The organism is Dyadobacter sp. HNCC25DJ185, from assembly GCF_056895195.1.
The window spans coordinates 502462-528794 of the sequence record NZ_JBXHAR010000005.1; the positions used below are offsets into that span (position 1 = coordinate 502462).

Annotated in this window: 17 protein-coding genes; 7 read left to right on the forward strand and 10 right to left on the reverse strand. The window is 46.5% G+C overall.

Features of this window, described 5'->3' with window-relative positions; translation table 11 throughout:
- Positions 1 to 123: 123 nt before the first annotated feature.
- Both AC1XUF_RS17005 and AC1XUF_RS17010 read right to left on the reverse strand, forming a co-directional pair.
- Positions 124 to 1803 (reverse strand): selenocysteine synthase, encoded by a 1680-nt coding sequence (locus AC1XUF_RS17005; RefSeq protein ID WP_483343015.1) that lies wholly within the window; start codon positions 1801 to 1803, stop codon positions 124 to 126.
- Between the two features lie 55 nt (positions 1804 to 1858).
- The gene (locus tag AC1XUF_RS17010; RefSeq protein WP_483343016.1) at positions 1859 to 3178 is read right to left on the reverse strand and encodes an amidohydrolase/deacetylase family metallohydrolase; all 1320 of its coding nucleotides are present in this window, start codon (positions 3176 to 3178) and stop codon (positions 1859 to 1861) included.
- A 377-nt stretch (positions 3179 to 3555) separates the two neighbouring features.
- Between AC1XUF_RS17010 and AC1XUF_RS17015 the strand changes: the two genes are divergently transcribed.
- Positions 3556 to 5295, forward strand: coding sequence for a T9SS type B sorting domain-containing protein (locus AC1XUF_RS17015; RefSeq protein ID WP_483343017.1), 1740 nt, complete (start codon positions 3556 to 3558; stop codon positions 5293 to 5295).
- Positions 5296 to 5395: 100 nt separating this feature from the next.
- The gene (locus AC1XUF_RS17020; RefSeq protein ID WP_483343018.1) at positions 5396 to 5980 is read left to right on the forward strand and encodes a dihydrofolate reductase family protein; all 585 of its coding nucleotides are present in this window, start codon (positions 5396 to 5398) and stop codon (positions 5978 to 5980) included.
- Here AC1XUF_RS17020 and AC1XUF_RS17025 read toward each other — a convergent pair.
- The 3 genes from AC1XUF_RS17025 to AC1XUF_RS17035 form a co-directional block, all read right to left on the reverse strand.
- Positions 5973 to 6596 carry a DUF4468 domain-containing protein gene (locus AC1XUF_RS17025; protein ID WP_483343019.1) on the reverse strand — a complete coding sequence of 208 codons (624 nt, stop codon included), beginning with the start codon at positions 6594 to 6596 and terminating at the stop codon, positions 5973 to 5975. The genes AC1XUF_RS17020 and AC1XUF_RS17025 overlap by 8 nt on opposite strands.
- Positions 6597 to 7235: 639 nt before the next feature.
- On the reverse strand, positions 7236 to 9911 hold the full coding sequence (locus AC1XUF_RS17030) for a right-handed parallel beta-helix repeat-containing protein (protein WP_483343020.1): 2676 nt from the start codon (positions 9909 to 9911) through the stop codon (positions 7236 to 7238).
- Between the two features lie 710 nt (positions 9912 to 10621).
- Positions 10622 to 13972, reverse strand: coding sequence for a hypothetical protein (locus AC1XUF_RS17035; protein ID WP_483343021.1), 3351 nt, complete (start codon positions 13970 to 13972; stop codon positions 10622 to 10624).
- Positions 13973 to 14788: 816 nt separating this feature from the next.
- Here AC1XUF_RS17035 and AC1XUF_RS17040 point away from each other — a divergent pair.
- Together AC1XUF_RS17040 and AC1XUF_RS17045 are read left to right on the forward strand one after the other, a co-directional pair.
- Positions 14789 to 15145: a YciI family protein gene (locus tag AC1XUF_RS17040; RefSeq protein ID WP_483343022.1), complete on the forward strand. Its 357-nt coding sequence runs from the start codon at positions 14789 to 14791 to the stop codon at positions 15143 to 15145.
- Positions 15142 to 16362, forward strand: a complete 1221-nt coding sequence (locus AC1XUF_RS17045) for an RNA polymerase sigma factor (RefSeq protein WP_483343023.1) — start codon at positions 15142 to 15144, stop codon at positions 16360 to 16362. The genes AC1XUF_RS17040 and AC1XUF_RS17045 overlap by 4 nt, the downstream gene beginning before the upstream one ends.
- A gap of 10 nt (positions 16363 to 16372) precedes the next feature.
- On the opposite strand, the gene AC1XUF_RS17050 is transcribed toward AC1XUF_RS17045, so the two are convergent.
- The 4 genes from AC1XUF_RS17050 to AC1XUF_RS17065 all read right to left on the reverse strand — a co-directional run bounded on the left by AC1XUF_RS17050 (position 16373) and on the right by AC1XUF_RS17065 (position 20015).
- Positions 16373 to 16873 carry a VOC family protein gene (locus AC1XUF_RS17050; RefSeq protein WP_483343024.1) on the reverse strand — a complete coding sequence of 167 codons (501 nt, stop codon included), beginning with the start codon at positions 16871 to 16873 and terminating at the stop codon, positions 16373 to 16375.
- A 114-nt stretch (positions 16874 to 16987) separates the two neighbouring features.
- A complete protein-coding gene (locus AC1XUF_RS17055) occupies positions 16988 to 18337 on the reverse strand; it encodes a WG repeat-containing protein (protein ID WP_483343025.1) in 1350 nt (449 codons plus the stop codon).
- A 67-nt stretch (positions 18338 to 18404) separates the two neighbouring features.
- Positions 18405 to 19007 (reverse strand): MutS-related protein, encoded by a 603-nt coding sequence (locus AC1XUF_RS17060; protein WP_483343026.1) that lies wholly within the window; start codon positions 19005 to 19007, stop codon positions 18405 to 18407.
- 120 nt (positions 19008 to 19127) lie between these two features.
- Positions 19128 to 20015, reverse strand: a complete 888-nt coding sequence (locus tag AC1XUF_RS17065) for a hypothetical protein (RefSeq protein ID WP_483343027.1) — start codon at positions 20013 to 20015, stop codon at positions 19128 to 19130.
- 316 nt (positions 20016 to 20331) lie between these two features.
- Between AC1XUF_RS17065 and AC1XUF_RS17070 the strand changes: the two genes are divergently transcribed.
- Positions 20332 to 22716 (forward strand): ABC transporter permease, encoded by a 2385-nt coding sequence (locus tag AC1XUF_RS17070; RefSeq protein ID WP_483343028.1) that lies wholly within the window; start codon positions 20332 to 20334, stop codon positions 22714 to 22716.
- A 29-nt stretch (positions 22717 to 22745) separates the two neighbouring features.
- Here the strand turns inward: AC1XUF_RS17070 and AC1XUF_RS17075 are convergent, their stop codons facing one another.
- On the reverse strand, positions 22746 to 23753 hold the full coding sequence (locus tag AC1XUF_RS17075; RefSeq protein ID WP_483343029.1) for an LLM class flavin-dependent oxidoreductase: 1008 nt from the start codon (positions 23751 to 23753) through the stop codon (positions 22746 to 22748).
- A gap of 373 nt (positions 23754 to 24126) precedes the next feature.
- Here AC1XUF_RS17075 and AC1XUF_RS17080 point away from each other — a divergent pair, with 373 nt between their 5' ends.
- Together AC1XUF_RS17080 and AC1XUF_RS17085 are read left to right on the forward strand one after the other, a co-directional pair.
- Complete coding sequence (locus AC1XUF_RS17080; protein WP_483343030.1) at positions 24127 to 25191, forward strand: sensor histidine kinase; 1065 nt, start codon at positions 24127 to 24129, stop codon at positions 25189 to 25191.
- A 44-nt stretch (positions 25192 to 25235) separates the two neighbouring features.
- Entirely contained in the window at positions 25236 to 26288 is a 1053-nt protein-coding gene (locus AC1XUF_RS17085; protein WP_483343031.1) for a sensor histidine kinase, read from the forward strand.
- Positions 26289 to 26333 lie beyond the last annotated feature (45 nt).

The window sequence follows — 26333 nt, forward strand, 5'->3', positions numbered from 1 at the left end:
ACGATAAAAAAGCGGCAGCTTGATCTCACCCGATCGATGCTGCCGCTTTTCCGTGTATACCGGGTTGAAACCTGGCGCCGGGGCCTTGGCGTCGCTGCCGGCTGTTGATGTCTAATGCGGTTACTAGGTTGACAGTGGTCGGCCGGCAGGAATGTTGATTCTTTGCTTTCCGGTCGGATATGCCGCTTTTTTCGCAGTAAATTTCGCGGTTACATATTCGACCATATCAATCTCTCCGGTGATTGTGTCACCGTTCACTTTTCCGTAAAATGTCATCACCACATTATCACCCGGAATGCTGTAACGGCTTTGGAACCGAACCTCGTTGCCGTCTATATTTCCCATCAGTTCGCGGGTTGCAAACTCTCCCTTATGGGTTCCGTAAAGATAGTTTCCGTCTTGCTTTTCAATCAGGAAAGTATGCTTGCTGGTACTCGTATAAAATTCAATGTCAACCTCCCAGCGCCCGCTGATATCCGCCGCAGGCGCTTTCATTTCGGCTGCTGCTTTTGGGGCGCTGCGTTTGCGGGACAGGATTTCGTATACCCTTTCGGCTACGATCTTGTCGTTTCCTGGTCCCATCATGTAAGCAGCAATATTGATCGATGTGACGGGAGGACCCGAAGCTGCCGCCGTTTGCCCCCTTCTAAAACCCGTTCCGACCGCAACCCGCGGCTTGGTGGTCTGCAGTTCGTCGGCAACTTCCTGGCCTGTGATATTTAATTTGGTTGGATCCCACGAAATGGTCAGGTTAGGGGTGGCATTGTCGAGCGCACCCTCTGCCGGTTCTTTGATTGAGGCCTGCACGCTATCGATCCCTGAAACCTTTTTGGAAATTGTTTCCAGCCAGGAGACCCACATTTTCATTTCTGCTTTATGGTCGCGCGTTGCCCAGGCTTCCACGGCAGCGAGCATGCCTATTACTTCTTCCCGACCTATTTTGTTGTCGCGGCAGGGGCCATGGTGCGGCGCACTGGCCTGCCATGCAGACATTAATATGTCTTTACTACCGAGCATCAAACCTGCACATTGCGGCCCGCGTATTACTTTTCCTCCACTATAGGCCACAACCGAAGCGCCGGCCTGCAAGTGAATATTAGGTATTGTCAGTCTTTCGGCTGCCGCATCTACCAGTATGGGTACATTCGCCGGCCTGGCGATTTTGGCTACGCTTGCAACGGACCAGGGTTCATTGCCAGGCATCATGTAAATCATAGCAGTGCGCGGATTGATAGCTTTCTGCAGTTCCTCAATGGTTTCAACTGTAATGATTGTTACGCCACAATTACGGATCGCATGGTCGTAAACATTCCTTGACGATCTTGGGATAATTACTTCGGTTTTTCCAAAACCTTCCAGATTGGGGATACGGATTAGTTTTTCGGGGTTACCGCCTGAGATAATCCCGGCAGTAATCTCATTCATTCCCGCCGCACAACCCGCAGAAACCATTCCCCATTCAGCACCGGTTATTTCAGCAAGGCGCTGACCGACGCCAAATGCAAGCTCGTCGATCTGAACATTGTACTGGCAGGCATATTCCATGGCCTGCCTAACTTCCGGAAGTTCAATAGAAGCCCCGATAATGGTAAAAGTCCCACGACAGTTGATAATAGGCTCAACACCAATTGATTGGTAGATCTGAGGGCCTGCCTTCAGCGGACCGGGGGCGGAAACGGCCGCCGCCGCTCTGTCGAACCAGTTGATGGATTTTTTACTTTCTGCCATGGCATCCATTCCACCGACGAGCCCGCCAGCCAATGGTAACATAGTCAGTTCTTTAAGAATTTCTCTGCGTTTCATGAAATTAAGGATTTTAATATTTCAAATCGGGGATATCCGCTAAGTGAAGTGACCGCTATGGCCGGGCCGGCTTTGAGCTTTCCGGACTTGTTCGCGGTGGCAGGTTCACCGGATCAACGAGTGCATTCAGCGTATACACAATGCTGCCGCCTTTAATGGTCAGCTCGGTTTCAATCCGCTTCTTACCCTCGATCTTTCCGTCGCGGGCATAAAAACCGAATTTGCCGTCACGCAGGTTTAGCACTGCTACATCTGCCGGCGAGCCTACAGACAAGTTACCTAATTCTTCTCTTTTGATTTCCTTGGCAGGGTTCCAGGTGCTGGCCGCGATCACACTTTTGAAATCCATCCCCATGGCGATAAACAATGACATGATGTTGTTCATGTCCTTCATCGCGCCATTCATGCTGCTGGTATGCTGATCGGTGCTGATGGAATTAGGATAAAAACCTTGTTTGATGGCAGGCTGTCCCTGAGCGAGCAAAAAACTAGACCCCCCGAAGCCGACATCGAAAATCACCCCCTTCTTTTGTGCCTCTATTACATACGGTTTTACTTTGTTCACTTCGGTATCCACAATCGATTCACGCCCACGGCCACTATTATTGCTGTTTCCTCCGAAGCAATGCGTATAAATGTCGCCAACCCGGAATTTTTTCAGATATAGCTCTTCCAGGGACAGCACCGGATTTGCGCCGCCAAAGTCGACCATGATAGGAATGTTGGCCAGTTTGCCGGCTTCCAGGGCGCGGTCGGTAGGGGTCCAGTCGTGCCCGTTGAAGTGGGCGAGTTTCACGCCCACGATATCATCAGGATACTTTTTTGCCATTTCCGCTGTTTTTGCGGCGTCCATTTCTTCCAGGCTGTTTTCAAATTTTCCGCCCGCCATTCCTTCGCCAACGATGTTGAGCATCGCCAGCACGCGCGTTCTGGAGAGATCAATGGTTTGTTTCTTGAATGTTTCGAATGTTTTCCAGCCTGAGCTACCTGCGTCCACCACCGTGGTAACGCCCGACCGGAATGTGAATCCGTCGGGCTGCAGCCCATTTGGACCATTGCGGTAAGTCCCTTTCAGGTCTGTACCCCAGAAATAGTGAACGTGGATATCGATAATGCCAGGCGTCACATACATTCCTTTGGCATCGACCACCTGCAGAGCGAGGTTCTTATCGATGTTTTTGGCGACCAGTGCTATTTTACCGTCGTTACCACCGGGGGTTCCCTCAATGGCGACGTCCATGATCGCGTCGATGTTATTTTTCGGGTCAATAACGTGACCGCCTTTAATCACAATGCTGTATTTCTTTTCTTGTGACCAGGACGGCTGGCATAAAATCAAAAGGAGCAAAAAAGGCAGGAAAGTGCGTATGCGCATAATTGGTTAAGGGTTTAGTGATCAAAATTTTCGGGCTGGTTAAGCAAACATGGAAGTTAAAATCAGGACATACAAATGAGGACAAAACCCTCATCCGTAGGATGCATTTATTTTTATCCCGCGAAATGCGGCTTGCTGTGCACCGGAGGGCGCCTTCCAGGCAACGTCAGCCGCTGTGGTCCTCTCACTAGCTGGCTTGGAAACTATTTATACAATATCACTGAGATCCAATTTACCAGAGGCATATCACTTGAAGGATCGCATTCAAAGCATTAAGGAAGCCTCATTTCGCCGAATTTAGAAACTGAATTTTTACTTAAATGACCTGCAACAGGCCGATTGCTTCAGGCGTAAATTATTTTGGAAACCTGCTACTTATGAAAAATGCTTTACGTTCGCTGATTTTCTGCCTGTTCTCGATTCATGCATTGGCGCAGGTGGATTGTAGTAATGTCGGTTTTGAACAGGGTAATACCTCAGGCTGGACGCTGGGTTACGGCACAGTTACAGATGAAAATCAAAAAACCAATTTCTCGTCGGAAATCAATGGCACAGAGCTCAATGAACATTATATTACAAGTCTGAGCGACGGCAATGATCCGAAAATCCCTTCCATCCCGATGGTTGCACCCGGCAGTACGCATTCGATCCGGATTGGCAATGTGAATGAGGGAAGCCACTACGCGCGGATCAGGGCCACTTATACGGTAACTTCTGATAATACTTTATTCCAGTATAAGTTTGCCGTCGTGCTTCAAAACACCTTCGGTTCCGACGGTCGGGCTAATCACGAACCTTATCAAAAGCCAGGATTTGATATTCTGATTTATGACGCCAATGGGCAGGAGCTTCCGTGCAGCAGCTATGACGTACAATTACAGGGGGCCAATACTGTGGATGGTTTTCAGTCTTCCGGCGATATTCAGTACCGAAACTGGACAACCGGCGCGATTGATCTGAGAAGCTCGGTGGGAAAGACACTCACTATAGTGGTTACGGCACACGGGTGTACCCGCATGCGCCATTTCGGCTACGCCTATTTCGACGCGGAATGTCTCAAATCTGAGATCAGGGCGGCCTCAAATTGCCCGGACGAGAACGGGTTTATGACATTGAGTGCCCCCGACGGCTTTGGAAAATACCTCTGGAGCAATGGTGCCGCTACACAGAACACGCAGGTAAAAGCAAATCTGGGGGATAAGTACAGCGTACAACTTTCCCCTTTGGGCAGTCTTGACGAGTCTTGCGCATTGAAACTGGAGTATACGATTACTTTTAAGAAAAGCGAAGCAGTCGTATCCGATACCATCTGTGAAGGGGAGTCGGTAACGCTCGGTGATACCGTGCTCAGGACGAGTGGCACATACGTAAGAAATATCAGTAAAAGCAATGTCTGCGACAGCACTGTTACCCTTACTTTAAAGGTGAACCCCGTGAGCCATTATACCCAGAACATCCGGATCTGTGAAGGCGAAAGCCTGACGGTAGGAGATACCAGTTATACCACTCCCGGAACCTATATCAGGAATATTCCCCAGGCAACAGGCTGCGATAGCATTGTGACGACAAACCTGGAAGTGATCAGTATGAATCTGACTGTTTCTTCGACCCTCTCGATTACCCAGGGCGACAGTGTGCAGATCCAGTCGCTGGTTGACCCTCCCGGCCAGTACAGGTATCATTGGCAACCATCCGGCTTGTCATGCACCGATTGCCCCGATCCCTGGGCATCGCCGCTGGTATCAACGCTGTTTCAACTGCAGGTCACTGATCCCGATGAAGTTTGCAGTACAGCTGCCCGCGTGCAGGTATATGTAAAACCATGTGGTATCTATGCGCCGGAAGCCTTCTCGCCCAACCGGGATGACCATAATGAAGTATTTTTTGTGTACGGAAATAAATGCGTGAAGATGATCAGGGAAATGGCGATTTACGATCGTTGGGGCGAGGTAATCTTTCAAAAAGCAAACTTCGCGGCCTCTGATCCCAATTCAGGCTGGGATGGCACCTACCATGGGTTGCTTTCTGGTGCAGGCATTTACCCTTATAAAGTCAAAGTTGAGCTTAACGATGGTTCATTGATTGATTACGACGGTGTCGTGAATTTGCTGAGGTAAAAACGAATTGTCTGAAATTTTTTGATGGTAATGTCTTATATGTTTATTCTCGTTTGTCATGGGAATGATATTGATATGAACCAATAAAAAACTATGAAAAATGGGGACGTTAAACGCATTCACTTTCGTGACATTAAATGGATTTTATAAAGGAGCCAACGAGGATATCAGCTGGCACCGACATGTAGCCGAAGAAGGAAGTTTCGCTTCGAAAAACTTGGAATCTCGTCGGGGGACGCTCGTATTCGGCCGAAAAACCTATGAGCAAATGGCAAGCTGGTGGCCGACCCCCATGGCATTGGAAAGTATGCCCGAAGTCGCAGAGGGTATGAATGAATCGTCCAAAATCGTATTTTCGAGAACCCTGGACACAGTCGATTGGGAAAATACTACGCTGATCAAGGGTGATTTGTTTGAGGAGATCAAGAAACTTAAGGCCGATCCTCACGTGGTCATGACGATTCTGGGTAGCGGCAGTATTGTGGGCCAACTCGCCGACGCCGGCTTAATAGACAGTTATCAAATCATGATAGATCCTGTTGCGATCGGGCACGGAACGCCATTGTTTGGTGGTATGAAAAACAAGCTTGACTTGAAACTGGTGGACAGCCGTACTTTCAAAAGTGGTGTGGTGCTACACAGTTACGTACCCTTGGAAATCAACCGGCAGGCTGCGCTCATTTGACAGCCAGCGACCCGGTGTTGATAACCGCGCGGCGGATGCCTAGCTGGACCATTTCAAATTCCGCCGCCATCTGGGAGTGGCACTTTTCATAGTCCAGCAGGAAGGCCTGGATAAGCTGCCGCTCCTTCATCAGCTTATTCCGTTCTTTTTTGTCGGTGGTCACAGATAGCTCGCGGTCGATGTCGGCAATATCTTTTTTATAGAAGCCCATGGTGGGGAAATCGTTATCAGCGGAGGTGAGTTCATTGGATCCCAAGCTCATTGTCTTGACATTATCGATCGTACAGCGATATTTTCCATCCAGGATCTGGATGCTCACTCGGTAATTGAAAGACTTAAACCTAATGGATGCGAGTGGCTCAGTGTCCAGAAACACGATCTTGCCGTCCTGGAAATCATCCGTTTTAATAATCTCGCGGTAATTAGGGTATTTTTTAACGATCCAGGTTTTGATGGCCTTGAAAGTTTTGTCTTTGGAGCGGTCCGTATCGACGGATACTGTTTGCGTGATCTCGCCAGTAAATCTGTTAAAGGGAAGTTCTGCCTTTTGCGCGTAACAATGACTTGCGAAAAGCAGGATTAAAGCAACTGACGCTGAGAATAAAAAAGGCTTCATTAACGATTGAGGGAGAGTTGTTTAGCAGCGAGTCTGTGATGACAAGCATGAATTTAAAGATTAAAAGTGATTTTAAGCTTTCTTTACTAACTAATTCTATAAGAAATCAATAAACTTTCTTTTGGGGTGGGTATGTAAGGAGGTTGGGACTTGCAAAAGACACCTTAGTTATCATTTTGAAGACATTCACTTCGAAAGTCTCGGAGGGATAGGTGCCAAAACGATTGTTTAGAGAAACATTTCAATATTGAATTTCAAATTTTCCAGTCTTTTGTATGATATTCTCGAACCATTGAACTCCGGTGATATAATGGCTCTGAATATGGTTGGGTATCTTGGTGCACGATCAGGATTGTTCTATAATTGACCTTACCCGACGGTAACACAACAGATTGCCAGGAGGGAGAGTTAGCATGAACTGGAGAAACTAACACCTCCATCCGGAAAGTTTTGTCGCGCAGAGCAGTTGAGTAATTGATGAGGTCACGGCTATTAAGGCTTTTGCTCTTAATCATACGAATCGTTTTCTAACTCAGTAAAGCTGAGTCGCCTGTGTCTACATTCTGACTGCTTGGCAAAATGAATGGGTTAGCTGAGATCAACCAACCCATTTTACGTTTTTTGGCAAAAACGGGCTGTTTACGGTACCAAAGATTTTACCCCTGTCGACCAAACTGTCTGTACCCAGTCCGATGTTGCGCTGTCAGCAAGCTTTCGAAACTCTCTGGCGCCTGTTGATGCACTTTGGTAGGTGACTATACTGCCTGCTTTGAGCGTTCCATAAGTGCTATTCAGCGTCGTTTTCGATGTCGGCGCGGTTGTAGATGCGTTCGATACAAAGCTTGGCGGGGTAGTGCTGACAATCCATTCTACGCCATTCCAATAAATTTCTTTACTAAGATCCGTATCGAAATAGCGGTAGCTTATCTGCGTAACGGTTGGCCGTTGTGCTGTTGTTCCTCTCGAAACAGTTCTGCTTTGCGTTAATGGCATAAATCCCTGAGTCAGGCTAACCGGTAAATAAGTATTGTGACCGATCGCAGCATCCGTAACCCCGCTGGCGAATTGAATTGGAGCGGCTCCTATTGTTTTGGAAAAAGAGCACCCGAAAACCTCAAGCTTTGCCACCAGTGTTACCGTGTTTTCAAATAAACCTTGCCCGGTATGATAGCCGTCAAATTTAGAGTTATAAAGATAAATCTCGTGGTCGGCCCGCCTTACATCGTAAAACCTGACATTGTTGAAAGTACTGTTAGATATCCTGATGATTCGGGAACCCGAGCTGTATAGTACGATCCTCGCTGCGGCGCTTGAGCTTACCCGTGAATTGTTAATACTTAATTCAGCGCTTGCCGAAGTCAACTGAGCTGTATTAGGGAATATAAGGTCACAGTTGTCATAAGAAGCTTTGCCAGTGATATTTGCAATACAGTTATTTCCGGAAACGGTTACCGATGACCAGTCCATTAATGTATTTGTTACAGTAATGTCCCCTGCGGTGGTCCGCGACTGATTGACAAATGCGAAATTGCCTACGCAATCATTTATCGTAATGCTGCCCTTTTGACCGAAGACGTCACCAATTGAGACTGGAAGCCTGGTTGTTGAATTAATGTTGTTGATGCAATCGCTGATCAGGAAGATGGGGGACCAATCTTCTGTGGTAGGTAGCAGTTGAATGTTATCGGTGAACCAGTCGGCAGTCTGAATTTTTCTATTAAATGTATTACCAATGATGTTCACAACCTGAGTATAACCAACTTCGATACCTCTCTTGCAGTCGGTCAAAATATTCCCTGAAATCGTCGCCACCTGGTTGTTACCATAGCTGAAACCTATACCTGTGCCCGTATAAGTTGCGCTATTAATAACATTAGAAATTTTGTTATTGCTGATGATGTATTGGTATTCGGCAACGTCGCCAATAGATGGGGTCACGACGATACCTCTTGCGTAGAGATTGCTTACGACGTTGGCTTCACATACGATTCCGGCTATATTTTCCGCCCATATACCTGCATTGGGAAAGGATGCGGCATTCGGATTTTCGAAGGCATCAATACAAGTGTTACCGATGATGACCGCGTCTCGTGTCAGGTCATCGTCGGCGCCTTCACAAACAATCCCAATACGTGAAAAATCGCTGCAGTGGTTATTCATGATCTGCGGGTTCAAAGATTCTCTTACATATATGCCATCTCCACTGTCACCACGGGTTTTCCTGGTTATACAATTGGTTATTTTAATGTAATCAGCATCCCTGCACCAAAAAGCCTGCAATTGCACATTGAACACTTTTACGTTTTGTATGGTTACGCCGGTCTGTCCGTCCACGTATAGTCCACGCCCGCTTGGGGTACCCGACAAGTCTCCATCAATAGTGATATCTTTTACAGTCACATAAGATTTCCCAATTGTCAGAACGGCATTACTTTGCGTCAGGATTGTGCCGAAGCCAGATACATTGCACTTGACACTGGTGTTTGCGGTAGTCGTGAGATACTTATAGTTTAGTTTGACTTCGGCATTTCTGCTGTCTGCCGCATTAAACGCAGCTTGCAGGGCAGCTCCATCATTTGTAATCCCATCACCTACCGCACCCCACCATTCGGGATAAAACACATTATCATGTTTTCTCTTAAACCTTTTGGTGCTGGACAAGATGGTTAATACCCCGTCGTCGGGAGTTGATGTGTCGGTTGGGTCATAAATGAAGATTCCAGACTTTTTCAATTCATTCACATAAACCACATTCGAGGTGTCAGCTACACCTGCGCGCAACTCTGCAATAGTCATATAGGGAATATATTCCTGGGTGACAACAGCAAGCCGCGCGGTTTGAACCGTGGGCTGGGTATCGTCCGGGGCAAAAGTTGAAAATCCGATTTGCCCTACCAGGATAAAATCGGACTGACTATTAGCAAATTGATTACTTCTCAAAAGCATGAACGTACCCTCCTGAGACGGTTTGACGAATTTTCCCCGAATTGTGTAAGATGCGGAAGGCCGGGTCGAAGAAAGTTCCGTTCCGATATAATCGGTGTACGTTCCACCAGTTTGCTGAAACCCATCTGGAAATGCCATTTTCAACTTGAATGAAGACGCTCCTTTGAATACGTAGACGAGATTTGGACTGAGAGACTGAAAACGTGCTGTGATTTTGATCTCAAATTCCTCGCCAAGACTGATGGTTGTGGCGTCTGTTGTCAAGGTAAATTTGATTGGATCGATCTTTGGACTTGAGGCGTTGGCGATGCCGGATATGAATAGCAAAGCCATCAAGTGTGCTAACGAGCTTGTAATGTTCTGTTTCATTTTTAAAGGATTAGATGGGCAGGAAAGTTATGAATAGTAACCACCTGAAACTAACCGTTAGATAATATATATTCTACAAAAAATATAATATTGTCTATCTGTAAATATAATAAATTCTATTTATTGTTTGACGAAATTCGATTTGGTTAGAGTGCTGATTATTGGGGGTATGTATTAGACAAGCGTATCCGAGGCTCAATTGGATTCAAAGTTTACAATGCAGTGACCGGGCAGTAAAAAGTTGGCCCCGGCGTGTAACCTGAATGCCCAGAATTGTTCCCGGTAGCTGTGAAAACATTCTTAGCAGGCTAGACCCAAATACCAGATACTTAATCTTTATATTGAATAAATATACGGGAGCTGGTTTGAGAGAATAAATTAACTAGAAATATCCGAGACCATTTCTTATATGGGAGAGTACAATATCTGTATTCGGCTACTTGTGAAAATTGCTTTAGAGTGAATAGAAACAACCCCTTGAAATACATCAAAGGGTTGTTTTTAAACCACTTTACTCGCTCGAAAACATATTGTGTTTGATCGTGGACTTCTGGATTCGGAGCATTGTTGGTAACATCCACAATCTTCTGACCCTTTGTTGCCGAAGTTGCCACGCTAACTGCCAGCTTGGTCTATGAATATACTGGATCTTGCTGAGTATTAATTTGAGAGCAAAAGTTACGTTGCAGTTAGGTGCCCTCTTCGAAGAGTTACGTATTCGTGGTTACCGTGACACCCTTCCCGACAAGAAGGTTATATCCGGCGCTTGAAGTTCTTTTAGGTAAATTGCCGGTTAAATCAACAACTCCTCCTGAGGCCCAGGTTGCGGCTCCAAGATCAGCAAGTAGCAGGTTAACCATGGCTGATGTCCAACTGTTCCTTTTTGAGATTCTGATGACTACTCTTCTCATTCCGGTGGGCCAGGTCCTTTGGGTATATATGTATTGTCCACTGACCGTTTCATCATTCCAGTACGTGCATAATGAAGGTAAATCATGAAGATCTCCTCTTAGTACGGGTGTGTGAGGGTATAAACTAGGATATTTCAGACTTATTTCCGTCAAGTTCCCGGGTAGATCGCTCAATCTACCTTCGATCATAGATTCTGGATCGTGAACATGCAGAAAAGTGAGCGCTCTCGGTAAATTAGTTATATTGCCCTTTAGATTTATCCCAAATGACGTATTGTCCTGTTTAATGGTTAAGGTTGTTGCTGGCAGCGACCAGAGTCTCACCAAAAAGCAATTCGGAGAATTGGTGGTATCGTACTTTATGTAGAAATTGTCTGTTCCATTGCCAAATTCGGTAATAGAGTTATAATGATCAATTATAATAGAGCCTTCTTCAGATGGGCATTTGAAAAAAATGCCCATGGTGGCAGGTGTTCCTGATGGTCCAGCAGAGAATGTCTTTTTACCCGATGGATTTGACCCAGAGCCATCGCTATATAATGTTATTCTTTCTTTTGCAGTGACTATAATATCACCCACAATTGTCAGCGTTATCTTACCGTAACCCGATCCGTCTCCGGAGGCTTTGAATGGTATGATTTGCTTATCAAGATATGCCAGGCTCCGAGAGATCTTATCGACTGGGTATATATCTATGTCATTCACAACACCGTCCGTATTTAAATATCCTGTGCAGTCGGTGATTTCAAGATTAGTGTTTATCAATGTATTTTCTCCCCAGACCAGTCCGCTTTGGCCCTGGAATTTCACCATCGTGTTTTTGAATATATTTGCTCGCACCTGAGTATTGTAATCCGCATTTTGAGTGATGGTTGGGTTGTATTCTTCGGGATCCGTGTTTAACCAATTTTCATCATCAGCCCACTCTATCAGTGTTTTGACAGCAACCAAATGGAGCCCGTTGCCGATACATATATTACCCTCCCAAACATTATCTATGCATGGCGCAATGTAACACCGCCTACGCATTGCAGAATAGGATAACTGGCGCATATTTCCAGCATTTTCTGCTTCAAAGTAGTCTCCGTAAATCTTGTTACCACGGATGGTATTTCCAAACGCATACATGAACAGCAAGACAGGATGAAAGCAATTAGTAAATGTGTTGTATTCGATTAGGTCATTTTGGTAGGCATAGGTTACTGCGTAACTGTCGCCGACCGAGGCATTTTTAAAAAACTGTGGTGATCCTTTTACTATAAAATTCTTGAAGTCAACGTCATCATCTGGCTCTATTTCCAGTATTTCCGAATATTCAAATTCCTTCCCTTTTGTAATGGATGTCATTACAGTGTTCACCAGGGTGCTAGAGTTAACTGGCTCCTCATATTCGAGCATGACTCGTGCGCTGGCGCTGTCAATCAGCTCAGAAATAGTAAAGCGGTTCCGGTTAAATGTGAGGCTGAGCCCGTCGTTATCCGTAGCGTCGCAGGTGAAGGCTTCTTCCATCATGTTAAAGAAATTGTTTCCTCTTACAATGTTGTTTTTGAAGCCTCTGAAACACCTGGCCCTTTCCAATGAATCAATCCAGGTACGGTAGGCAGTACTATTGTCAATTGGGCCGTAGGTCATCATGAACATTACCCCTGAGTCGCCGTTGTCCATTGTGTTATTTTCAATAACATTATTAACCGCGCTCAGAAACACCAGCGGCTGTCCGTGATCACCTCTTAGATAATATGGATAGTAGAAAGAATTTTCTCCGATGTAGCCATCTTCTGCAGATAGAAATCTGAATATATATAGGTCAGGATCATTTTGGGTGAATTTGCAGCCTCTGATATTAGGTGTCACAATTACGTTGTCGCTAACCGGATGCGGTTCAACATTGTCGATCTGAAAATTTTGTGCAGTTATTCCTGGCTTTACAATAAACTTTAAGGAACGCGGATAAGGGTACATGTTGCATATACTAACACGTCCATTTGCTATGAATCCATCTTCACCGCTAATGGAAAAATCACCCGTTGCATTTGTATAAAAATTCGTCAGCGTCACCCCAGGATCAATATGCACCGAACACCCTTCGCTAAGACCTTTATAGTTTTTTGCAAGTACATCCTTTACGGTAACTTCCATGCTACTGGCTGAGCGGCCAGTCTGCGTCATATTCTTGTCGATTACAAACTTTGTCCGCACAAAGGAGTCGTAAAAGTTCTCCGGGTATTCTGATCCGGAGAAGAAATCGCCGATATAGATGGTATTGTCATTGACTTTAAACATCTTGACTAACGCCGTTCCTTCAATTAAATAATTTCCTCTCGGATTAATGATCGTCGGGAATATTTTCTCATCTGTGCTACCGTAGCCAGCCGGAGAAGTAAATGCAACTAGATCAAAAACTTCAAAAATATCAATCGTTGTAGTACCAGCTCCAATATTTGATATTGAAATCCGTGTATCGGTTCCGCGGTAGACCATACTAATGGTGGCTTCAAAATTAGCCCCTGTAAGACCAGTAATGAATTTGACGGTACTATCGACTGTCAATATCTGCACCTCCGGTGACGATGTACTGCCCTTAATGTGAACCTTATACCAATTGTCTGCAATTAAAGGAATTGTTCTGTAAATGCGCCCGCTGCTCGTGCTCGTGGTAAAAGAACCTGCGCTATCTTTAACGGCGCTCCCATTGGTCGACCAACCAGCATAGATGTTCAGCGGTGAAGGTATCTTGTTTGGGGCCGTGTATGAAAATTTGGCGCCAGCTGAACAGTCCAGCGCAATCCCTGCAGGCAAATCAATTTTATCAGAAATTTTATGCACATTCGACACTTTCAAAATCGAATTTGCGTAAGGCACCAAATTAGCCGTAGACCATTCAAAATCCGCCGGGACAACAAAAATCTTGGATCCCAGAGACGGAGCTATTTCTGCCGCCGTAGCCTTGACCCACGCCGTCCCATTCCAGTAAACCCCTTCGCCTACCCCATAGCTTAATGAGGACCCCGTGATACTATTGGTGCCCGTAGCCGAAGCTACCCACAACTTGTATTTATCGGTTGTGTTGTTGAGGGTTAAGCTAGCGAGATTTGGGGTGCTTGTACCCGGGTTCCAATAGGCTTGAAAATTGAATGCGATGTTTGCCATGAGCTATAAAAGGGTTTTAGTGAAATTGCCACGATCTTTCCTTACACCGTATTTTAGGTACACGGCTAAAGATAAATAGTACTTGATTGTCAGAGCGGTGTGTGGTCAGCTGTGGTCATCAGCTTAAATTTGAATGGAAATATGTAACTGGGCGCTACATCGGCAATACTACCCAAATTTTACTTATTTGTAGAAATATTTGAATTAAGAAATCGGGTGACTTATTATTCGGTAGAAGGTGCGATATGAAGAGCCAGACCTCTCGGAAATACGTAGATTGAAGCTTTTTCAAACTCACTCTAGCAAAATCCCGACCTGCCCATAATGCACCAGGCCGCTACCTGCCGTATTTCGAGAGACTCAAACTTGCAATAAATGGATTTGTCCAGGCATACATGAATGCGCATCCGGATAAACCTTATATTTACTTTTCAGTAAACGCGCCGAACTTTCCTTGGGAGACCGGAACTGGTGGAGGAAGTAGCAGGAATGATACCCGCACTTTGACTTAAAACGGGAAATTCAGGCAATGTGACTGCCTAAGTGCTTTGAAGCTCAATGAACTGACTTTTCCCCCAAGTCTCACTTTTCGGTGGACGAATTTTTCGTCTTCGTAGCGCAAAACTTGCATATAGTTCCAATTGATATCGGTATATTCTCGCCCATAAATCATATTCCAAGGGTTCCTCGATGTGTCATCCTTTATCCTACCAGATAATCCTGATTTGTTTTTTTCTGAAAATCGACATGGACGGGTGGAATGTGACACAATAAGCTCAAAAAAGCCATTTATGTTGTTAAACATTGACATATACCATGGACGAATACATCATCTTTATGCGCCTAGACCTGCTTACAAAAGAGGCGCAGCCGTCACCCGAACAAATGCAGGAGTATATGAAGCAATACCAGGACTGGGTGGGAGCGATCGCTGCACAGGGTAAATTCAGCGGCGGACGAGGGTTGTCGACGGAGGGGAAGGTCGTTGGTTATGGCGATGTGGTTACCGACGGGCCGTTTGTTGAAATCAAGGAATCTATTGCCGGATTCATCATTATTAAAGCGGCAAGCCTGGATGAAGCGGTGGAAATGGCCCGCGCCTGCCCGATCCTGATGGGGGAAGGCAATACGGTTGAAGTCAGAAAAATCAGCGCCGTGCATCCCCAGGCATGAATGAGCTTATCCCGCATCTTTTCAGGACTGAATACCGTAAAATCGTTTCAGTTCTTTGTCGGCGTTTCGGTTTTCAGGATATCCAGACTGCTGAGGATATTGCAAGCGAGACTTTCCTGACGGCAATGCAATCTTGGGGAATTGAGGGGCCTCCTCCTAATCCGCCCGGGTGGTTGTACCATGTGGCTAAAAATAAGGCAAAAAATTATCTGCAACACCTGGCCATTTTGGAGGAAAAGGTACTGCCGGAAATCCGGACCCAACTGCCAGACGGTGAGGAAGGTGATTTAGATTTGTCGCCTCAAAATATTCAGGACAGTCAGCTTCAGATGATGTTTGCGATTTGCAATCCTGCTATTTCCGCTGAATCACAGATCTGCTTGTCGCTTAGGATCCTTTGCGGTTTTGGGATAGAGGAAATTGCCGATGCCTTTCAAACAAATAAGGACACCATCAATAAACGGCTGCTACGCGCCAAAGAAAAGCTGCGAAATGAAAAGGTGGACTTAGAATTTCCCGACACCGCCGAAATTGGAGAGAGGCTCGAACCTGTCCTGACCACCATTTATCTGCTCTTTAACGAAGGCTATTATTCGGTTAGTAAAAACAGGACCCTGCGAAAAGAGCTTTGTCTGGAAGCAATGAGGCTTTGTACCATGCTTGTTGAGAGCGCGCTGACCAACAAGCCCCAGGTCAATGCTTTGCTTGCCCTCATGTGTTTTCATGCCTCGAGGTTTGACGCCCGGCTGGACGATAGCGGTGGGCTGGTATTATATGAAAAACAGGACCCGGGCCTATGGAACACCGATCTGATCAGCAAAGGTGGTTATTTTTTACAAGCCGCTGCGGTGGGAGAGAAGTTATCCAAATACCACCTGGAGGCAGGGATCGCTTTCTGGCATACCCAAAAATCAGATACGGATCAAAAGTGGGAGTGCATTCTCTGGTACTACGACCATTTGCTTCAGATGCGGTATTCTCCGATGGCCGCGTTGAACCGTATCTATGCCCTCTCGAAAGTGAAAGGAAGAGAACTTGCCATTGTGCAGGCGGAAAAGCTTAGTTTGAACAGCAACCACCTCTACTATCTTTTGCTGGGTGACCTCTACCAGGGAATTGATGATAAAAAAGCACAAGGGAACCTGGAAAAAGCCCTTGCGCTTGCTAAAACGGAAAATGAAAAGCTCGCGATCCGAAAAAGAATAGAGACTCTATGATCGGCCTGCCTTATTCTCCCCGGTACGCTTTTTCTAATGCAGCAAGATCCATTTTCTTCATGTTCATCATCGCGGCGAAAGCCCGCAGATAACCAGGATCGTCGGGATCGCTGCCCATTTCTTCCAGCATGACAGGCACTACCTGCCATGAAACGCCGAATTTGTCTTTCAGCCAGCCGCATTGCTGTGCGCCCGGATCTCCACCTTCGCCTAGTTTCTCCCAATAATAATCGATTTCTTCCTGGGTTTCGCAATCGACGATGAAGGATATGGATTCGTTGAATTTGAACAGTGGGCCTCCATTCAGATTGACGAACCTTTGTCCTTCCATTTCGAATTCAACCGTCATCACAGTGCCTGGTTTCTGACCGTGGATTTCCTGGCCCACGTTACCATAGTAGGTGGTCTTGGTTATTTTTGAATTTTTGAAAATGGAAACATAGAACTTCGCCGCGTCTTCGGCCTGGTTATCAAACCAGAAATTGGGTGAGATTTTGTGTTTGACTGCCATGATATGATACCTTTTAAAGAATTGATTGAACAAAAATAGGGTCAGCCAATTCAGCAGGTACTGTGTAAAACCGACAAATTAAAGGGGGAATTGCGCCATCTCATGCTTTGTCATCTAGGGTAGCCGTTTTTTTGATGCTTTTATCGCTCTTGCTTTTTTCATTCTGTCGAAAAAGAAGCTGTTGAGACGGATAAAGATGAACAGTCCGATCAGGATCAGCACCGCATTGAGCTTGTACGAAAATCCTGCAAATGTTTCTTTCCCGTCCAGAGAAAGCCGGTACCTGAGCCACGACCGTTCCGCAGTAGTGGTTACCTTGTCGAACGGCAACGCTTCGTCGTACACTACCTTGGTAATAAAGTGCCCTGTCGTATCTATATAGCCATATTTGTCGTCAATCCTGACCATGGAAATGCCGTGATTGTAATAGGAAGCGAAGTCGTATTTCAGCGGTGTCCTGACTTTCCCTGACTTGTCTATGTGACCGAACTTACCGTTAATCGCGACCGCCGAGCGGTTTTCGGAGGTAAAACCGGTGGCTTCATCGTACAGGAAGGCAATCCTTACCTTGCCGGTTTTGTCGATGCAGCCCCATTTGTTGTTCTTTTTAACCCAAAACAAACCATTGGTGGGTTTGCGGGTATCGGTAAATTCGAAAGGGGTGATCATATCACCCGTAAATACATTGATGTAACCATATTTGCCATTGTGCTGCACCCTTTCCATCCCCTGTCCCGAAAACTTGTAGGTTGGGTCGATGTCGTCCAGCGAAACAGGCACCTTCAGCACCATATTCTTATCAATGATGCCGTATTTGCCTTCGTATTGGAAATGGTAAATGAACTTCGATTTCTTGATTTCCTTTTCGATAAAAGGGCTGAAATTGAAGTTCAGGATGAAAAAGATATTCTTTTTCCACCAAAGGACATCTTCCCGGGTGTCCTGGCCGCACACGAACCTCACCTCGGCTTTTGAAATCAAAAAATCATTTTTGAAATACCCGATGGGGATTTTGTAAAGCGTTTTTCCCTGGGTATCAACATAGGAAAGTCCAAATTGCTTGCCTGAACGATAAATAACCCACGTTTTTCCGTCGCGGTATTTGTCCGTTGCGGTGTAAACCGGTTCGACAACCACTTCCCCTTTTTTATTGATAAATCCGTGTAAACCAAAGCCCTGTGCATCCAGCTGCATCGGTACGAATTCTGCCAGTCCATCGGAAAAATCGCCGATATCCCGGAAAGCCGGGGTAAGTTTCCTGCCATTACCATCGACCAGCCAGGTTTCATAGGAACGGCAGGGAATAGCCACTTTTTTGACGACATACACGCCATTGTATTCCTTATATTCCTTGTATTCTTTCAGCCAGGGTTTGCCCGCATCGGGTCCAGACAGGGCAAGTGAAGGCGCTACAAATATGAAGATTAGCAAGTAAACAAAATGCCGAAAAGCTAACTGAAACATCCAAAAAAGGTTTATCGGGTCAAATCTGGGTACTGAAAAGATTGGCTAATATAAATAACCCGACCGTTCAAATTGTATCCCCAGTTACTTTATTGTTGTAAAAACGGCCGGCCAATTGAAAAGCCGCGTCGGTCACTTCGCGGGGATATTGGTTCAATTCCAGGATCCTGATCGCGTTCGTGTTAGTCAGCACGCCGGGTTTGATCTGATAATCGAATAGGATCTTATCACTTTCAACTACTTCTGTAAAATGAAAGGTGTCGAATGATTCTTTTAGCAAATCGGCCAGCTCCAGGTCGTGTGTGGCTACAAAAACCAGGTTATCGTGCTCGTTTATATATTCCAGAACAGCTTTTCCGGCAGCAACCCGCTCCACCGTATTCGTTCCTTTGAACATTTCATCCAGTAAAAACAGATTGCCAAAACCCGACCGGCTCTCTTCCAGCAAAGCCTTTACAGCCAGTACTTCTTCGAAATAGTAACTTTTTTCGTTCAGCAGATCGTCTGACACCCTGATCGCCGAATGTACGCTCAGCATAGGCATGCGGAAGTGTCTGGCAAAACAGGTATTGATCGTTTGGGCCAGGATCGCATTGATGCCGATGGTCCTGATGAAAGTGGTCTTGCCCGACATATTGGAGCCGGTTAACAATGCTGATTTACCCCGCAAATCAATATTATTAGCGATTGGGTCGAAGATAAGCGGATGGTAAATGCCCAGCGCGCTGATTTGTTTGCTGTTCTGATCGAATGCCGGGATACAAAATGATGTCAGTTCTTCGCGCAGCAGTCACACAGAAAGTGCGGCGTCTATTTCGCCTATATAATGATAAACGTCCCGCACTTGCGCTCGTTTTTTATCGAGCTCCTTCAGGACGTTGTAAAGCACCAGCGGCTCGATCAGGAACAATGCTTTAATCAGTTCCAGCAAGTGGTCGACAAGAAGGCCCACCTCGCTTTGCAGCTTCGCTTCCAGCTTGAAAATCGACATCCGGAAGCCCAGGCTATCGATAGCGGCGATGGATTTCCCGATTTCCGGGTTCAGCTTGTCCATGCCCTGATGTTTCGAAATTTCCCTGGCCGCCCAATTGAGCCTCGACAATTGCGGAATGGAGCTGCCATACTGGTATAGGTTATTTTTGTTCCAATAATGAAAACCGAAATTGACTGCGAGCAAAAGGGTGAGTGCAATAAACGCCTGGGGGAAAAAGAAGAGCAGTAAAACGGAGCATGTGCTGGCGGCCGACAGCAGCGGTACAATCCAAAACCAGCCGGGCTTGCTGATGTGCTCCTTCAGAAAGAGTGTAAGGATGTAGTAGGCTCCGTTACTCTTTAAAGCCGATAGTTCCAGCAAAACTTTATCTCTTAGGGCAGGGTTTTCCTGGAAAGCTTCTATTGTTTTTTCAAAACGGCCGGCCGCTGCGGCATCTTTTGGGATATTTCTAATCGTATGATATAGAAACTGTTGTCCGACCCTGGAAGTGGTGCGGTCGATGAACATAAAAACCTCGTCCATATCCAGGTCCTGAAAGGTCCTGTCGGAAATGGCCTGGTGAAAGTCTTTTTTATCGCTTAAAGTGAAGAATTGTGCGATGTTAAAGAAATCGAAAGGCTCGTCTTTGATTTTATTGGCAGTGGCTTTCAACTGAGAAAGCTGTTTCTTTCTGGGTTTGAACATCTTGACTGATCAGGATTGCTTTCGCGGTTGGTAGCGTAGCATCGTATTTTTGTTAAAATTATCTTTAATATCGGCAGTAAGGTTTTAATTGACGCTTTATTTAAATTCCATGTCCGATCAGTTTTTCCCCGTATGCTGGCAAACCATATCCCTCTCAGCAGTTCATAAAATGGCAGATCGGCCCGTCCGGCACCGCACAAAAACTGTCCGATTCTGAACAAAAAAAATTTGAAATATCCCGTAACTATTCACTGGACGCCGAGTTTACACAGGGCATGAAAGTTGCAGTCGTGTTCTATCCCTTGTCTTATTTTTTATGCTCAAAAATTACCTGGTTCTCGCCTTTCGCAATCTGGTCAAGGATAAATTCTATAGCCTGATCAACATCCTGGGTCTTACCATCGGGGTAACCTGTGGCATGTTATTGTTTCTCTATGTGTCGGACGAGCTGAGCTACGACCGTTACCATCAAAAAGCTTCACGGATTTACAGGATCGTTTCTTATATCCGGGAGCCCGACAAGATCAACAAATGGACCAGCACGCAGCCGCCGCTGGTGAAGACCCTCAAACAGGATTATCCTTTTGTAGAGAATTATGTGAGGTTCTTCGGTCGGGGACGGATGATGTTCCGGCTTGGTGAGCGGCGTTTTTATGAAAATGACGTGTACTCGACCGATTCAACACTCTTCGATATTTTCACCTATAAATTCCTCGAAGGCGACCCGAAAGTAGCACTGGCCCAGCCTGGAAGCGTGGTGTTGACTAAAAAGGTGGCAAAAAGGTTTTTCGGCAATAAAGAAGCACTTGGCCAGATCCTGCGTACCGACGACACTACTTCGTATAAGGTAACAGGTGTAATCGAAGATGTTCCCAAAAATTCCCACATGACATTCAATGTGGTGACGTCGCTGGATGCAAATCAGCGCAATGCCGACGGATGGGGCGGTTTTTATATCAACAGCTATTTGTTGCTGTCCAAAAATGCGGATATTAAGAAACTGGAGGCGGGTTTCCCCGGACTCTATGAAAAATATATGTCCTCCATATTTAAGCGGATGGGTATTCATATCACCTATCAGATGCAGCCCCTGACGAGCATACACCTGTACTCTAAATTCGACGGCGAAAGCAATGGGGATATCGGATATGTGTACACATTCAGCGCAGTCGCATTTTTCATGCTGCTTATCGCCAGCATTAATTACATGAACCTTGCCACGGCGCAGTCTGCCAGACGTGCGAAGGAAGTGGGTTTAAGGAAAGTCATGGGGTCATTAAAAGGCGCATTGATTGCGCAGTTCCTCACGGAATCCGTGCTGATCACACTGATCTCGCTGGTTTCGAGCCTTATCCTGGTAGCCGCCTTGCTGCCGTTCTTCAATGAAGTTTCGGGCAAGGAAATTGGTTACCTGGAATTGTTTAGCGTGAAATTCCTCATCATTGGTGTATGCATCGTAGCATTCACCGGTTTGGTAAGCGGCAGTTACCCCGCCTTTTATTTATCTGCATTTGAACCTGCGACGGTATTGAAAGGATCGTTCAAAGCGCGTGGCGGCAGTTTCTTCAGAAAAGCGCTGGTGGTTACCCAGTTTTCTATTTCAATGGTCATGCTGATCTGCACCTGGATCGTGTACCAGCAGCTCAATTACATGCGCAACAAGGATTTGGGCTACGACCGCGAACAGGTTTTGACCATTGATTACCAGGATAACCAGCCGAAAGACAAATACAATGCTTTCCGGAAATATTTGCTGGACAACCCCAATATACAGAACGTCGCTTCTGCTTCGGCCCCGGTCAGTAACATCGGGGGACGTGTGATCTTTACGGTTGAGTCCAGCACAGGAATGAAAGAAATGGCCTTCAAACCAACCTTGATTGATCATGATTACATCAAAACAATGGGAATGAAAATTGTGAAGGGACGCGACTTCTCCGACGAATTACCTGCTGATACAGCCAATAGTGTGCTCATTAACGAGGCGGTCGTGAAACGTATGAACTGGAAAGACCCGATCGGGAAGAAAATCATGCTCGGGACTGTCCCGGCCGACGGTAAAAATCCGCCTCCTACTGCCCAGGTGGTGGGTGTGGTGCGGGATTTTCACCAGCAATCGCTTTACAATCCGATCGAGCCGTTGATCATGATCTACCGCAGGGCCAGTGGGGTAATCCACGTCAAAATAAAGACCAAGAACACCAAAGAAACAATGGCCTACATTGGTCAGAAATGGCAGGAAATTTATCCCAACCGGTTGTTCGAATACCGTTTTCTGGACCAGGATTTTCAGTCGGCTTATCGCGCGGATGAACTGCGCGGGCAAATTTTTACGGCATTTTCCGCATTGACGATCCTGATCGCCTGCCTTGGCTTATTCGGCCTGGCCACTTTCACTACCGAGCAACGTGTAAAAGAAATAGGCGTACGCAAAGTATTGGGCGGTTCGGTTTCCAGCGTGGTGCTGCTGTTGTCCAAGGATTTTACGAAACTGGTTTTGTTTTCATTCCCGATCGCAATCCCGATCGCCTATTTTTCGATGGATAAATGGCTGCAGGGTTTTACCTACAAAACGCCCATGAGTGCGTGGGTTTTTATCGCAGCCTGCTTGCTGACACTGGTGATCTGCTGGCTGACTGTCATTTACCAATCCCTGAAAGCTGCGCTGGCCAATCCGGTCAAATCATTGCGGTCTGAATAGGTCAGGGCCGTCCAAAAATAGCAGTGGCCTCAATCCCGTAGTGCCGGTGCTATTTTTGTTGCAAACAATTCTATTCCTTTGACGACCTCCTTAAATGGCTGTCCGCCGAGATCGATCTGGCCCACGTAGCGTTTTGCGCCAATTACTTCCTTGATGAACAACAATTTCTCCGTGACCTCCTGTATACTTCCGCCTACGAGCGAGCCGTGGGGCGAAAGCATATAATTATATTGCTCTCTCGGCATTGGTCCTTTAAAAAGAGGTTCCATATAGGCCGAATAGTAGGGAAAAAAATCTTCGTGCGTTTCTATGGAGGTTTCAGTCACATGTAAATGGGAGAAAATTGCAAGGTTAAGATCTTCCATGGCGTGGCCGCTGTGCTCCCACACTTCCTTGTACATGGCTGCGAGGCGGGCATAGGTGGGGAGGGTGCCTCCAAGCACAGGAATAGCGACCGGGTAGCCCAGTGTTGCCGCCCGGTCGACGCTCTCAGGCGAACCCGCGCCGATCCAGACGGGAAACTTGCTCTGTACCGGCCGTGGCGAGATCTCTGCATTGCTAAGGGCCGGACGGAATTTGCCTTTCCAGCTCACCCTGGATTTTGAATTTAATTCTGAGAACAAATGCAGCTTTTCCACAAACAGGGCATCGTAGTCGCGGGTATCGAAACCGAAAAGCGGGAAATTGTCTGTAAAAGCGCCGCGCCCGAAAATCAGCTCGACTCTACCGTCCGAAACGAGGTCGGCGGTGGCGAATTCCTGGAATGTCCGCACCGGGTCTGTCGTGCTCAGCAAAGTGGTAGCGCTGGTGAGTCTTATCCTTTTGGTAACCGCAGCCATGGCTGCCAGCGTGGTTGCCGTGGCCGAGTTGATAAAGTTCAGACTATGGTGCTCACCAACACCAATGATATCCAGCCCCGATTCGTCTGCCAGTTTCGCGATCTCCAGCATTTGATGCATTCTATCCCTGCTGCTGATGGTGGTCCCTGTTTTGGGATCTGCAACAAGGTCGCCAAATGTATATAAGCCAAGTTCCATGTTGTATGCTTAAACGATTATGCTTGTCTGGAGCAAGTATATGCAAATAAGCCTATAAATGACCATGGATTAGAAAAAAGGTGCAAAGCAGTGCCGTTTGGAGGAGGTAGGGAGCGAACCTTTATCCACTTTAACAAATACACCATTGATATACCGGAAGAGGCTTGGGTAACTCTGCTCGACTGCTCATCAATTGGTGGTAGTAGTAGTAGTAGTAGTAGTAGTAGTAGTAGAAATCGAACAGGGCGGGGGCGATCGGTATTGTTGACAGGTGCAAATGACCGTTTCGCTAACCGGTTTTACCGTTTCCCGGACATTCCGTGTCAGAGGTGTCCTTAACGCATTTTAGTTTGCAGAAGTAAATACATGGCGAATGGCTTTTTTAAGATATTTAATGCGTGATACAAAAAATCTGAAAAACAGGGTGCACGCCAGACTTGTCCGTCCGTCCATACTGCTGCTGATGCTCGTTATCCTGAACTTCTGCTTCTATGGCAGGTTCAAAGGGACTACCTCGGAGTATGTATTGATTTCCATCTTATGGCTGACGCTGGCATGGGCGACCTGGGAGGTCAGCTGCATCTGGACTAACCGGATGCGCCTGCGTTATCCCCGGTCCCGAAACAGGCAACGGATATTGATCACTTTCTCAGGTTATGTGGCAATTGAAATCATTAGTGAGCTGATAGGCGTGCTGATACTTTTTGCGCTGGGATTTACCTGGATGGAATTTGGATTGCGCCCTTATCTCACTTACCTTTTTCTGGCACTGATCACCACTTTTACGGTGGCGGCCGCTTACGAAACCTTCCATACTCTTGAGCAGTACCGTATCACGCTTCAGGAATCGGAGGCAGCCAAGAACCAGGTGCTGCAAAATCAGTTTAACAGTCTGAAAAACCAGGTCAACCCACATTTTCTGTTCAACAGCCTGAATTCGCTTTCCGCGTTGATCGAGGAGGACAGGCGGAAGGCCGGCGAATTTCTGGACGAGCTTTCAAGCGTGTACAGGTACCTTCTGCAATCCAGTGAAAACGGGATGGTATCCCTTCGAAGCGAATGCGATTTTATTGCTTCCTATCTTTTTTTGCTCAAAACAAGGTATGCCTCGGCGCTTCAAGTTACGATGTCTGTCGGGGATGAATATGCGGATATGCTGATCCCGCAGCAAACGCTGCAGATTCTCGTCGAAAATGCCATCAGGCACAATGTGATTATGTCTCAAAAACCGCTGCGCATTACCATCGGTACTGTGGATGGGTACCTGGCCGTCAGCAATTCGATCCAGTACAAAAGCTACATCCCTGTACCGGCAAAAGCGGGGTTGAAGGAAACCATCAACCAATTCAGGGACCTGAATCTTGGAAACCCGGTGATCACGGATGATGGTCAGTTCTTTACGGTGAAGTTACCATTGTTGTCAAAAAGAAATTCCTGACATTATATTTGTATATGCCGCTGACAAACCTCCGCTAATATCTCGTGCGCGTCGTAACCTACACCAAACAGGACCTTTTGATAGCCGCCGGAATTCTGCCGGTTTATATCATGGTTATGAACTACCTGTTGCTCGGAGGGAGGTATTTCCGGGAGCTTTACACATTCTGCGTAGCAACCGGGATTCTTTTTGTGATCATTGGGCTGGCGTACCAGTTTCTGCACTCGCGGGTTGCCGACTGGTTCCGAAGGCGGTACTCGCACCATAACGAAACGCCCCGGAGAATGCTGCTGATGATACCGGCGCACATCCTGATCAATTTCTGTATTATTACCGCCTTGTTCTTAGGATATGCGTTTTTCAGGTTCCCGGGCTACCAGTTCGATCTCAACTCGTTCAGATGGGCGCTGGTGTTGGGGGCATCCATGAACATCGTAGTGACTTGTATCCACGAGGGCGTTTACGCTTTCGAACTCTGGGAACAAAAACTCTTGGAAATGGAGAACCTTAAAAAAGCGAATTTGCAAAGTCAGTTCGAAAGTTTGAAACAGCAGATCAACCCGCATTTTCTGTTTAACTGCCTGAATTCGCTCTCGTCACTGATAGAGGAAGATGCCCGGAGGGCCGATCAGTTTATCGAGGAAATGAGCAACGTGTACCGGTATTTGCTGCGGAGCAATGAAACTGAGCTGACGACGCTTCGGGCGGAGCTTCGGTTTGCCTGCTCTTATTTTCACTTGCTGCACACCCGGCACGGCAGCGACCTGGTCCTGAAAGAAGAAATTGATCATGCATTAATGGACATGCTGCTGCCGCCGCTCACATTGCAGCTTTTACTGGAAAACGCGGTCAAGCACAATGTGATCATGCGGGAAAGGCCGTTGTTGATCGTACTTCAAACCACCCCGCAGGGACAACTGATCGTGCGCAATACACTTCAGAAAAAAACGAACAAGGTGCCCTCCAGCCGCATCGGGCTGGCGAATATCGCCAGCAAGTACCATTTACTGGGGCAGGGAGAAATCAGGATTGAAGAGAACGAACAGTTTTTCTCGGTCACGCTTCCATTGCTGCGAGCTGAAACAACCCTGGCGTAAGCCCGCACTGGCCTGTTGTTTCATGCCAGCTAAATACCGTTTCAA

What these genes read in the sequence shown, in the direction of transcription:
- AC1XUF_RS17005 (WP_483343015.1), bottom strand. Translation starts at nt 1,803, where the DNA reads ATGAAACGCAGAGAAATTCTTAAAGAACTGACTATGTTACCATTGGCT.
- AC1XUF_RS17010 (WP_483343016.1), bottom strand. Translation starts at nt 3,178, where the DNA reads ATGCGCATACGCACTTTCCTGCCTTTTTTGCTCCTTTTGATTTTATGC.
- AC1XUF_RS17015 (WP_483343017.1), top strand. Translation starts at nt 3,556, where the DNA reads ATGAAAAATGCTTTACGTTCGCTGATTTTCTGCCTGTTCTCGATTCAT.
- AC1XUF_RS17020 (WP_483343018.1), top strand. Translation starts at nt 5,396, where the DNA reads ATGGGGACGTTAAACGCATTCACTTTCGTGACATTAAATGGATTTTAT.
- AC1XUF_RS17025 (WP_483343019.1), bottom strand. Translation starts at nt 6,596, where the DNA reads ATGAAGCCTTTTTTATTCTCAGCGTCAGTTGCTTTAATCCTGCTTTTC.
- AC1XUF_RS17030 (WP_483343020.1), bottom strand. Translation starts at nt 9,911, where the DNA reads ATGAAACAGAACATTACAAGCTCGTTAGCACACTTGATGGCTTTGCTA.
- AC1XUF_RS17035 (WP_483343021.1), bottom strand. Translation starts at nt 13,972, where the DNA reads ATGGCAAACATCGCATTCAATTTTCAAGCCTATTGGAACCCGGGTACA.
- AC1XUF_RS17040 (WP_483343022.1), top strand. Translation starts at nt 14,789, where the DNA reads ATGGACGAATACATCATCTTTATGCGCCTAGACCTGCTTACAAAAGAG.
- AC1XUF_RS17045 (WP_483343023.1), top strand. Translation starts at nt 15,142, where the DNA reads ATGAATGAGCTTATCCCGCATCTTTTCAGGACTGAATACCGTAAAATC.
- AC1XUF_RS17050 (WP_483343024.1), bottom strand. Translation starts at nt 16,873, where the DNA reads ATGGCAGTCAAACACAAAATCTCACCCAATTTCTGGTTTGATAACCAG.
- AC1XUF_RS17055 (WP_483343025.1), bottom strand. Translation starts at nt 18,337, where the DNA reads ATGTTTCAGTTAGCTTTTCGGCATTTTGTTTACTTGCTAATCTTCATA.
- AC1XUF_RS17065 (WP_483343027.1), bottom strand. Translation starts at nt 20,015, where the DNA reads ATGTTCAAACCCAGAAAGAAACAGCTTTCTCAGTTGAAAGCCACTGCC.
- AC1XUF_RS17070 (WP_483343028.1), top strand. Translation starts at nt 20,332, where the DNA reads ATGCTCAAAAATTACCTGGTTCTCGCCTTTCGCAATCTGGTCAAGGAT.
- AC1XUF_RS17075 (WP_483343029.1), bottom strand. Translation starts at nt 23,753, where the DNA reads ATGGAACTTGGCTTATATACATTTGGCGACCTTGTTGCAGATCCCAAA.
- AC1XUF_RS17080 (WP_483343030.1), top strand. Translation starts at nt 24,127, where the DNA reads ATGGCTTTTTTAAGATATTTAATGCGTGATACAAAAAATCTGAAAAAC.